9 protein-coding genes are annotated in these 11828 nt (G+C 46.0%); all 9 read left to right on the top strand.

Annotated elements, in window-relative coordinates; all coding sequences use genetic code 11:
- The first annotated feature begins 657 nt into the window (after positions 1–657).
- The 9 genes from G636_RS0104655 to G636_RS0104615 all read left to right on the top strand — a co-directional run bounded on the left by G636_RS0104655 (position 658) and on the right by G636_RS0104615 (position 11815).
- Positions 658–2136, top strand: coding sequence for an MBOAT family O-acyltransferase (locus G636_RS0104655; protein ID WP_026507086.1), 1479 nt, complete (start codon positions 658–660; stop codon positions 2134–2136).
- Positions 2137–2227: 91 nt separating this feature from the next.
- The gene (locus G636_RS17315) at positions 2228–3670 is read left to right on the top strand and encodes an SGNH/GDSL hydrolase family protein (protein ID WP_051226524.1); all 1443 of its coding nucleotides are present in this window, start codon (positions 2228–2230) and stop codon (positions 3668–3670) included.
- A gap of 243 nt (positions 3671–3913) precedes the next feature.
- A complete protein-coding gene (locus G636_RS0104645) occupies positions 3914–5362 on the top strand; it encodes an aminotransferase class I/II-fold pyridoxal phosphate-dependent enzyme (protein WP_026507085.1) in 1449 nt (482 codons plus the stop codon).
- Between the two features lie 101 nt (positions 5363–5463).
- Positions 5464–6327 carry a polyamine aminopropyltransferase gene (gene speE, locus G636_RS0104640; RefSeq protein WP_026507084.1) on the top strand — a complete coding sequence of 288 codons (864 nt, stop codon included), beginning with the start codon at positions 5464–5466 and terminating at the stop codon, positions 6325–6327.
- Positions 6328–6362: 35 nt separating this feature from the next.
- Positions 6363–7625, top strand: a complete 1263-nt coding sequence (locus G636_RS0104635; RefSeq protein WP_026507083.1) for a saccharopine dehydrogenase family protein — start codon at positions 6363–6365, stop codon at positions 7623–7625.
- A 71-nt stretch (positions 7626–7696) separates the two neighbouring features.
- Positions 7697–8869 (top strand): carboxynorspermidine decarboxylase, encoded by a 1173-nt coding sequence (gene nspC / locus G636_RS0104630; RefSeq protein WP_026507082.1) that lies wholly within the window; start codon positions 7697–7699, stop codon positions 8867–8869.
- Between the two features lie 15 nt (positions 8870–8884).
- Positions 8885–10027, top strand: a complete 1143-nt coding sequence (gene aguA / locus G636_RS0104625; protein ID WP_026507081.1) for an agmatine deiminase — start codon at positions 8885–8887, stop codon at positions 10025–10027.
- A gap of 90 nt (positions 10028–10117) precedes the next feature.
- Positions 10118–11017, top strand: a complete 900-nt coding sequence (gene aguB, locus G636_RS0104620; RefSeq protein WP_026507080.1) for an N-carbamoylputrescine amidase — start codon at positions 10118–10120, stop codon at positions 11015–11017.
- A gap of 138 nt (positions 11018–11155) precedes the next feature.
- Positions 11156–11815: a trimeric intracellular cation channel family protein gene (locus G636_RS0104615; RefSeq protein WP_026507079.1), complete on the top strand. Its 660-nt coding sequence runs from the start codon at positions 11156–11158 to the stop codon at positions 11813–11815.
- Positions 11816–11828: the final 13 nt, after the last annotated feature.

The following is an 11828-nucleotide window of genomic DNA, read 5'->3' as shown; positions in this document are numbered from 1 at the left end:
TCTGTGTCTCCCATCTGTCGGAATCATCTCACCCGTCTCAGGATCTATCTTTCCGATAAGAGTACGCTTGGCCCGGCTCTGCTGTTTTTCTTTGTCCCAGTATGCCTTGGATTCGTAGACATAGGTTATTCCTGTTCGTTTATCAAGTTGTTTTATTATTCCCATGGGGGTGCTCCTTTCTGTAACATCGTTACGTTTATATTATATATCATAACGATGTAAAATGCAATAGAAAAACCCAAAAAAGTTAGATTTTTTCTGGGTTTTCTCAAATTTTCATATGTATTTTTATCGTTAGGTTAGAATGTCAAGTTAGGGTCTGAACAGTAACCTATAAAGCGATTAATGCATTGGCTTTTAAGGCAGGAATATTGTGACATTCAAATACGGATGATAAAATGACGTAAGGGTCAAAAGTCATTTCGATTCGAGCTTGCTCGAAATCGAATATGAATTTATGACCCGCAAAACATGAGCAAAGTAGCACGTAGTGCGGATTTGCGAATGTTTTAGGATTGTGAGAGTTTCGAAGAAACGGAACAATCCGTTAGTCATAAGGTGTCAAAAGGAACTTTTGACACCTACCTCATAAAATAAATAGCTGTGAACGATTAAGATAAGATTATACATAGAATACTTCTGCTGAAAGGATAGATCATGCAGTTTAATTCCATAGATTTTGCCATATTTTTTCCCATAGTTCTTATTGTCTATTTTGTGATACCCAAAAAGCTAAGGGCTGTATTTCTCCTGGCTGCCAGTTATTATTTCTATATGAGCTGGAATGCCAAATATGCGCTCCTTATAGCTTTTTCCACCATTGCCACATATCTTAGTGCGCTGATGTTTAGGCGCTTTGAGAAGCACAAGAAGCTGATACTGGCAGCTTGTATAATAGTTAATCTGGCCATACTGTTTTTATTTAAGTATGCGGATTTTGCTATAGACACACTGAATCTTATATTGTCTCATTTTGGGACCGTCAGGATTGGGGCAAGGCTCGGCTTTCTTTTGCCTGTGGGCATATCCTTTTACACCTTCCAAGCTCTGGGCTACATCATAGATGTGTACAGAGGAGACGTGGAAGCAGAGAGGAATATTATCAAATACGCCCTCTTCGTATCCTTCTTTCCTCAACTGGTGGCAGGCCCTATTGAGAGGTCCCGTAACCTTCTGGGACAGATCAGAAATATTGAGAAGATATGCGTCTGGAATGCTAAGGCAGTTACTTCAGGAGCGATACTCATGGTATATGGCCTCTTTATGAAGATGGTCATTGCAGACAGGGCTTCTATCCTGGCAGATAAGGTATTTAATAATTACAGGATCTATGGCTCTGTAGAACTGATCCTTGCCCTAATTGTATTTGGCATACAGATATATTGCGACTTCTCCAGTTATTCCATGATCGCTATTGGCGCAGCCCGCATTATGGGCTTTAAGCTCATGGAGAATTTTAATGCTCCGTATTTTGCCACCAGTATCAAGGATTACTGGTCCAGGTGGCATATATCTCTTAGCAGCTGGTTCAAGGATTATCTCTACTTCCCCCTGGGCGGCAGCAGGAAGGGCAAATCCAGGACTATGGTCAATGTCATGATCATATTCCTTGTAAGCGGCCTCTGGCACGGTGCTAATCTGACCTATATCCTCTGGGGAGCCATCCATGGAGCCTTTCGTGTGGTCGAGGATCTGACGCTTCCTCTTAGGCAAAAGGCGGCTCTGCGCCTTCATGTCAGGACAGATACCTTTAGCCACAGGCTCTGGCAGAGCATATTTGCTTTTTTGGTTGTCACCTTCTCCTGGATATTCTTTCGCTCTGCGACTATCACGGATGCTTTTATATATCTAGGCAGGATCATATCAAGGCCCGATCCCTGGGTCCTCTTTAATGACGGCCTCTACACGCTGGGACTTAAGCGCCCTGAGATGAATATACTGATAGTATCAGTTGTTATACTGTTCCTGGTGGACCTTATCAGGGAAAAAAAGAAGATGACTATCGACAAATTCCTGATGGAGCAGAACCTTTGGTTTGAATGGCTGGTGATCATAGGCCTTATACTCATGATCCTGACCTTTGGTAAATACGGCCCTGCCTTTGATGCCAAGCAGTTTATATACTTCCAATTTTAGCGGGTGGGAGATATGAGCAGACATAGGGTGTCATCATTGAATTAACGAGATGGCAGTGCATATTTATCATTTATTTTGCGAGGATAATAAATTGAAAAAATCTGCTATAAGAATAACGGCCTTCCTGCTGGTATTGGTATTGGTGCTGACAGCCTGGAATGGAATATTTAAGTTTAAATACGGCGATGGTATTTATAGTGTTAAAAAGTTCTATGAGCAAAAGGATAACAGCGTAGATGTGCTCTTTGTGGGTAGCAGTCATGCTTTTGAAGACTTTAATACAGGCACCCTCTGGGATGAATACGGGATGGCAGGCTTTGTTCTTGGAGCCAGTATACAGCCCACCTGGAACAGCTATTATTATCTGAAGGAAGCTCTAAAGACACAGACTCCCCGTCTTATAGTTCTGGAAGGCTACTCTGTAGCGCTTGACTATGAATACAGTGATGACCAGAGGATCATCAAAAATAACTTTGGACTGAAATTGTCAGCTGATAAGATAGAGTCCCTAAGGACCAGTGCGCCTCTTGAACGCTTTAAGGAGTTCTTTTTGGAATATATCCAGTACCATACCAGGTATAGAGAACTGGAAAGGGGAGATTTTGAGCCTGATCAGGGGGATCCTCTTTATGCAGACTGGAAGGGCTTTGGCTGCAGTATATCAACTGAAAGCCTGGAATCTATAGATGCCGCGGCTATCACGGACACGAGGCCCTTATTTGAGAAGTCTGAAGAATACTATCGGAGGATCATAGAACTGGCACAATCCAGGGATATACCTATTCTGATAGTGATGTCTCCCTTTGCAGGTATCACTGTAGAAGAGCAGATGGCTTTTAACAGGGCCGGTGAGATAGCCTCTGAATACGGGGCTGCCTTTATCAACTGCAATAACCTGGTATCGGATATAGGTCTTGATTATACTACTGACATGGCGGATATAGGTCATCTTAATTTCAGAGGAACGCCCAAGTTTAGCCGTTATATCGGTGCATATATCACGGAGCACTATGATATCCCCGACCGCAGGGGAGATGAGAGATATAGCTCATGGGAGAGAGATGCGGAGTACATCAGACAAAAGATCTATGATCAGGAACTGACAGAGATCACAGACCTGGCAGCCTATGCAGATAAGCTCAGGAATCCCTTCTACACACTCTTCATATCCTTTGATGGTGAATATGGAGATGTAAATGTTCCGGACCTTAGATATGTCCTTGACAGGATCGGCATCCCATCTGATATAGACGGAGGCGTCCTCTGCCTGCAGGCAGGAGAGCTTAGCTGGAAAAATGCTTCTAAAAATGACGAGTATTACCTGACAGCAGGCTCCCATGATTTCCGCTTAAGGAGTAGTTCTAATTCTGATAACGGCGCTATATCCTGCACTATTACTGCAGACACTTTTACTCGCAAGGCAGTGACAAACGGCATCAACATCCTGGTATATGACAGCCGCACTGACAAGATAGTGGATATGGCAGGCCTGGATGCGGATAATGGGTACATGCTGACCAGGGGAGAGGAATGACTATTTCCTTTTGACGCACCTATTAATATAGTGTATGATTAGCTTGCTAATTTGATAATATAAAGGGGTAGCATGTCAGGGAGACATGCCACTCCTTTTCGCACGTTTGGCAATAATAGCATCATGGTGACAGGTATTTTGCAATATAGTATTTATCACTTGCTTGCTCTTAATGCCGGCGGGGTCAGGGGCCGGCGTGACACTGCCGGATATAGCACAGACTCCGCAATGGAGGGGATAGTATTGGAAAAAGATAGGCAAAAGAGAGCGCCTGTATATGAGGCGCTGGAGAGATTCAGGAAGCAGAGGGTAGTACCCTTTGATGTTCCCGGTCACAAGAGAGGAAGGGGTAATCCGGACCTTGTGAGTTTCCTTGGAGAGAGATGTGTAGGTATTGATGTTAATTCAATGAAGCCCCTTGATAATCTATGTCATCCCGTTTCCGTTATCAAGGAAGCTGAGGAGCTTATGGCAGATGCCTTTGGTGCTGCACATGCTTTTATGATGGTCAACGGTACCACCAGTGCTGTACAGGCTATGGTCCTGTCCAATGTAAAGCATGGCGAGAAGATAATCATGCCCAGGAATGTGCATAAGAGCGCTATCAATGCATTGATACTCTGCGGGGCTGTTCCTGTATATATTGATCCCAAGGTGGATACAGGACTGGGCATACCTCTTGGCATGGAGATAGCAGACGTGGAGAAGGCAGTCAGGGATAATCCCGATGCCAAGGCTATCCTTATCAATAACCCGTCCTACTATGGTATATGCTCCGATCTAAAGAGTATAGTGGACCTGGCCCACAGAAACGGCATGAAGGCCCTGGTAGATGAGGCTCACGGCACTCATTTGTATTTTGGCCCTAATCTTCCCCTTAATGCTATGGCAGCAGGGGCAGATATGGCAGCTATCAGCATGCACAAGTCAGGAGGAAGCCTGACCCAGAGCTCCATACTCCTTTGCGGCGAAGGCGCCAATATAGGCTATATCAGCAGGATAGTGAACCTGACCCAGACCACATCAGCCAGCTATCTGCTCCTTGGCAGCCTTGATATCTCCAGGAGGAATCTGGCTCTTAACGGCAGAAGGTCTTTTGAGAAGGTGACAGGCCTTGCTCAGTATGCCAGAGAGGAGATCAACGAAATAGGCGGTTATTACGCTTATGGCAACGAACTTAAAAACGGCGGCAGCATATTTGATTTTGATGAGACCAAGCTGGTGGTGAACACCAGAAAAATAGGCCTTACAGGTATTGAAGTATATGACCTGCTCAGGGACGAATACGATATACAGATGGAATTTGGAGATCTGTCCAATGTTATGGCATATATATCCATAGGTGACAGGATCCAGGATATCGAGCGTCTGGCAGGAGCACTGGCAGATATCAGAAGGCTCTACAGTAAGCCTGAACAGCAGTTCTTTTCCGCAGAATATGTGACGCCTATAGTCAAGGCTACTCCCCAGGAAGCCTTCTATGCAGAAAAAGAGTCCCTGCCCATCAGGCAGACAATAGGGCGCATCAGTGCCGAGTCAGTCATGTGCTATCCTCCGGGTATCCCGATCCTGTCTCCCGGAGAGATGATAACAGAGGACATCCTGGAATACATTTTGACTGCTATGGAAAAGGGCTGCTCCATGCAGGGCCCTGAGAGCGAAGATATTTCAGAGCTGTTTGTATTGAAATGACGTAAGGGGCAAAAGTCGTTTCTATTCGGGCCCAGTCGAAATCGAATATGAATTTATACCCGGATTATCATACAAAGAAAAGGGAAAAAACAATGGCAGAGATGGATTATTGGTTCAGTGATATGCATACCGGAAATGTGAAGATCAGTATCAGGCTGAGCAAGCAGCTTTTTTCCGGTACCAGTGAATTTCAGAGAATAGATGTGTTTGACTCTCCGGAGTTTGGCAAGTTCCTGGCTTCAGACGGTAATATCATCTTCTCTGAAAAAGATGAATTTACCTATGACGAGATGATCGTCCATGTACCTATGGCAGTGCATCCCAAGGTCCAGCGCGTACTGGTGCTGGGAGGCGGAGATGGGGGAGTAGCCAGAGAGCTGACCCATTATGACGAGATCAAGGTCATAGATGTGGTAGAGCCCGATTCCATGTTTGTGGATGTCTGCAAGCAGTATTTTCCTGACAATGCCATTGGCCTTGAGGATGACAGGGTACACATCTTTTATCAGGACGGTCTGAAATACCTGAGAAAGTGCGAAGATATGTATGACCTGATCATCAATGATGCTACTGAACCTCTGGGACATGAGGCAGGGCTTTTTACCAAGGAATTCTACGGCAGCTGCTACAAGGCTCTGCACGATGACGGCATCATGGTATATCAGCACGGCAGCCCCTTCTATGATGAGGACGAGGAGAGCTGCAGGGCTATGCATAGAAAGGCATACAGGGTATTCCCTGTCAATCGAGTATATCAGGCCCATATCCCTACCTGCCCCGCAGGCTACTGGCTCTTTGGTTTTGCCAGCAAAAAGTACCATCCTCTCAAGGATTTTAACCCCGACAGATGGGATGAGAGAGGGATCAAGACCTGGTACTATACCACTCATCTTCACAAGGGAGCCTTCATGCTGCCCAAATATGTAGAGGATCTGCTTCAGGAAGAAGAAGCTATGTCAAGATAATGTGATCATCAATAAAGATAGAAGGGAGAAATACTATGTCTAGACTTTTGGTTATAGGATGCGGCGGTGTTGCTCAGGTAGCTATCCAGAAATGCGCACAAAACAGCGAGATATTCACTGAGATGTGCCTGGCAAGCCGTACTGTCAGCAAGTGCGATGCAGTTAAAGATAAGCTTGAAAAGCAGGGAAGCCCTGTTAAGATCACAACTGCCTCGGTCAATGCAGATGATCTAAATGATCTCATCAGACTGATCAAAGATTATCAGCCTGATGCAGTGCTCAACGTTGCTCTGCCTTATCAGGATCTGACCATTATGGATGCCTGCCTGGAGTGCAAGGTAGACTATATAGATACTGCCAATTATGAGCCCGAGGATACAGATGAGCCTGTATGGCGCGCTGCTTATGAGAAGAGATGCAAGGAAAAGGGCTTTACAGCATACTTTGACTACAGCTATCAGTGGGAGTATATGGACAGGTTCAAGGAGGCCGGTATCACAGGCCTGTTGGGAACCGGCTTTGATCCCGGTGTTACCAGCGTATTTGTAGCTTATGCTAAAAAGCACTATTTCGATGAGATCCATTCCGTAGATATCCTGGACTGCAATGGCGGCGATCATGGATATGCTTTTGCTACCAACTTTAATCCTGAGATCAATCTCCGTGAAGTATCGGCCAACGGCAGCTACTGGGAGGATGGTCACTGGATCGAGACAAAGCCCATGGAGATCAAGAGAGAATATGACTTCCCTCAGGTTGGTATGAAGGATATGTACCTTCTTCACCATGAGGAGATCGAGGCTCTGGGCAGAAATTTCCCTGAGATTAAGAGAATCCGCTTCTTTATGACCTTTGGCCAGTCCTATCTGGATCATATGAGATGTCTGGAAGACGTAGGTATGCTCTCTACCAGTCCTGTGAACTTTGAAGGACATGAGATCGTGCCCATCCAGTTCCTCAAGGCTCTTCTTCCCGATCCCGCCAGCCTGGGACCCAGGACTGTGGGCAAGACCAACATCGGTTGTATCTTTAAGGGCATCAAGGATGGCAAGGAAAAGACCCTCTACATCTATAATGTATGTGATCACCAGGAGTGTTACCGCGAGCTGGGAAGCCAGGCTATCAGCTATACTACAGGCGTGCCTGCTATGATAGGTACAGCTCTTGTACTCTCCGGTCAGTGGAAGAGGCCCGGTGTGTATACCACAGACGAGTTTGATCCCGATCCTTATATGGATATGTTAAATAAATTCGGACTTCCCTGGGTAGTGGATGAGAATCCTGTCCTTGTGGACTAACACTAATTATAACTGCGCTTCATTTTGCTGGGATCAGTAGGATGAAGCGTATTTTAGAGGAAGCATAATACATGAGAATAGAAGATATCAGGACCCCTTCCTATCTGATAGATGAAGGAAAACTAAGGCATAATCTTGAAATATTAAAAAGCGTTGAGGACAGATCAGGAGCCCATATCCTCCTGGCTCAAAAGGCTTATTCCATATATCAGACATATCCCCTTATAGCAGGGTATCTCACAGGAGCTACAGCTTCCGGCATATATGAGGCAAGGCTGGCTCATGAAGAGATGATGGGTATAAGAGACGGCCTTGAGAATCATGTATTTGAGCCTGCCTTTAAGGATGATGAAATGGCAGAGCTTTGTGATATATGTGATCACATAGTCTTTAATTCTATGACGCAGCTGGAACATCACAGGAGCGTATGGGAACCTGCTGCAGCTGCAGGAAGTCTAAATGTCGCTCTCAGGATCAATCCCGAATACAGGGCAGAAGATTCTCATGAGATATATGATCCCTGTGCCCCCGGCTCCAGACTGGGCATCAGAAATGCAGATATGCCGGATGAGCTCCCTGAGGGTGTGACAGGTATCCATTTTCATAACCTTTGCGAAGAGGGCTTTGAGCCCCTTAAAGCTACCTTTCAAAAGGTGGAAAAGGACTTTAAGCGCTTCTTCCCCGGAAACGGCCATGGTCCTGCTATCAGCTGGATCAACCTGGGAGGAGGCCACCATATCACAAAGGAAGGCTATGACATAGAGGGACTGGTGAGCCTCTTGTCCTATATCAGAGATGAGTATGGTATCAGGGTCTATCTGGAACCGGGCGAAGCCATAGCCCTTGACGCTGGCTATCTGATCACCACAGTCATGGACATTGTCAGGACTGACAAGTATCCGGTACTCATACTGGATGCATCAGCTGCCTGCCATATGCCTGATGTGCTGGAGATGCCTTACAGGCCGCCGCTTAAAGGCTCCGGTCAGCCCGGAGAGAAGCCATATACTTACAGGCTCTCGTCAAGGACCTGCCTGGCAGGAGATATCATAGGAGATTATTCCTTTGACAGAGAGATCGGGATAGGAGACAGGCTGGTATTTGAAGATATGGCTATCTATAGCATGGTCAAGAATAATACCTTCAACGGCATGGCTCTCCCATCTATCATGCTCCTGAAAGAGGACGGCGATGCTTCCATGATCAGAAGCTTTGGATATGAAGATTTTAAATGCAGGCTATAAACGAAAGGAAAAGATTTGAAAATAATAAGAGATACTCTGCCGGTAGAGGATTCCTGCTATATGCCCGCAGAATATGATAAACATTATGCTACTATTATGATATATCCTGTTCGCGCAGGCAGCTGGGGAGTAGACAGGAGCGGCGCGCTTAAATCTATGGCTGCCATATATAAAGAGATCATGAAGAGGGAGAAGCTCATACTCCTGGTTGATGATGAGCATATGACAGAGGCTTCCCGGCTGATATCTGCTATAGAAGCTGAGCTTGTAAGCCCTTATCCCGGAGCAGAGCTGATATCTATGGAGAGTGATGATGCCTGGGCCAGGGATGTGTGCCCTACATTCGTCAGGAGTGCAGATGGCGGTGTCCGAGGCATTAACTGGAGATTCAATGCCTGGGGAGGCGAAGTGGACGGACTATATGCCTCATGGGAGCGTGATGATGCCATTCCCATGAAGCTCTGCGAGAAAAGGGGTATAGATATCTATGATGCCGATCCCTTTGTCCTGGAAGGAGGCTCTATTCATTCTGACGGAGAGGGGACTATCCTGGTGACAGAGGCCTGTCTCCTTAGCAAGGGCCGTAATCCCTCTATGAGCAAAGAAGAGATAGAGGACAAGCTGAAGAGTTATCTTGGTGCTAAGAAGGTCCTCTGGCTCCCCTATGGAATATACAATGACGAGACCAATGAGCACGTGGATAATGTAGCTGCCTTTATTGCTCCCGGAGAAATAGTACTGGCCTGGACGGATGATGAGACTGATCCTCAGTATGCCATGTCTCATGCTGATCATGAATACCTAACCGGTGTGACTGATGCTAAAGGCAGAAAACTAAAAGTTCATAAGCTCTATATCCCTGAGCATCCTATATGCATAGGCGAGGATGACCTGGCAGGATATGAATTTGAAGAGGGCGAAGACGAGAGAGAACTGGGAGAGAGACTGGCGGCCAGCTATGTGAACTATTATTATATTAATGGAGCTATCCTGCTACCCCAGTTTGGCGGAGATAATGCAGAGAGTGATAAGGCTGCTGTTAACTGCCTTAAAAGGCTGTGCCCGGACAGGGAGATCATAGGGATCCCCGCAAGGGATATCCTCCTGGGCGGAGGAAATATCCACTGTATTACACAGCAGCTGCCGGCTGCCAGGTGATATGTTTTCCGGTAATTGCTTGCGGCTTTATGTGCCTTGTGCTTTATGCCGGGTATTTATGAGATATAAGAATAGAGGAGAATGGATATCATGCCTGAATTGGTAAAGGTGGCATGCATACAGTTTGCATGCGGTGAGGCAGCTGCCTCTGATGAAGAACAGGTCAGAAGAAATATTGAGACTGCCGGGAAGATGGTAAGGGATGCGGCAGCAGAGGGGGCGCAGATCATCCTTCTGTCAGAGCTCTTTGAGCGCCGGTACTTTTGCCAGGAGCGCAGGTATGACTATTATGATCTGGCAAGTCCTGTATCAGAGAATCCTGCAGTAAGTTATTTTGCAGAGCTGTGCAGAGAGCTAAGGGTTGTAGTGCCTGTAAGTATATATGAGAGAGACGGCAATGAACTCTATAATTCTGTGGTCATGATAGATGCAGACGGTAGTATCCTTGGTAGATATCGTAAGACCCATATCCCTGACGATCATTATTATCAGGAGAAGTTCTACTTTAAGCCCGGTAATACAGGTTTTAAGGTATTTAAGACTATGTATGGCAACGTGGGAATAGGTATATGCTGGGATCAGTGGTTTCCGGAGACTGCCAGGTGCCTGGCCCTTGGCGGCGCTGATATCATCCTCTATCCCACTGCCATAGGCTCTGAGCCCATCCTGGACGTAGACAGCTCAGGACATTGGATGAGGACCATGCAGGGCCATGCTGCGGCCAATATAGTACCTGTGGCAGCAGCCAACAGGATAGGAACGGAATATGTGAAGCCATCTGCTGAAAATGGAGGACAGAAGTCATCGCTGTGCTTTTATGGCAATAGCTTCCTTGCTGATGAGACAGGAGAAATACTTGCCAGGGCTTCAAGAGACGACGCGGCCATAATCTATGCGGAATATGATTTTGACAAGATCAGACGTGACCGCTTATCCTGGGGACTCTTTAGAGACAGAAGACCTGAGTGCTACAAGGATATATCTTGTTAATTATGACATAGAAGTGCATCCATGCACTTCTGTACATGTCAAAATACATCCTTGTAATAATGACATAGAAGTGCATCCATGCACTTCTGTACATGTCAAATTACATCCATGTAATTGTGACAAGGTTGGGGGAATGATATGAATACGCCTTTGATGATGTTTATAGAAAATATCGGTATCGTAGCCTTTGCCATATCGGGAGCTGTGGTAGGAGCCAGGAAGGATATGGACATATTCGGGATCAATCTCCTGGCGCTGGTAACGGCCACCGGTGGCGGACTTATCAGGGATCTGATACTGGACAATACACCTCCTGTCATGTTTGTGAATCCCATATATACCGTGATAGCACTTGTGACAGCCAATATAGCCTTTCTTGTGATGTATTTAAGGCGCCCTGTTCCCAAGGGCATCACTCCTGTATACGAATCCCTTCTTTTTTGGCTGGATACACTGGGACTGGCAGCATTTACTGTAGATGGAGCATTTACCGCTATCAGATCTGCTCATGGTGATAATCTCTTTTTGGTGGTCTTCCTTGGTGTCATCACAGGTATCGGGGGAGGGATCCTTAGGGATGTATTTGCTGACAGAGTACCTGCTGTTCTTATCAAGCACGTCTATGCTCTGGCATGTATAGCAGGAGCTGTTATCACGGCTCTTATCTGGCGCTATAGCGGCAATGAGCTTATGGCGTCTCTCCTTGGCTTTATATCCATAGTGGTGGTCCGATTCCTGGCCATGCATTACAAATGGAATCTTCCCACGGCACATCTTCATGATGACTCAAAGCCCTGATCCTTACTATTTG

The sequence above is a fragment of the Butyrivibrio sp. MC2013 genome (genome assembly GCF_000424585.1).
In the GTDB taxonomy this organism is placed as follows: domain Bacteria; phylum Bacillota; class Clostridia; order Lachnospirales; family Lachnospiraceae; genus Butyrivibrio.
This window is presented reverse-complemented; position numbering and strand designations above follow the sequence as displayed.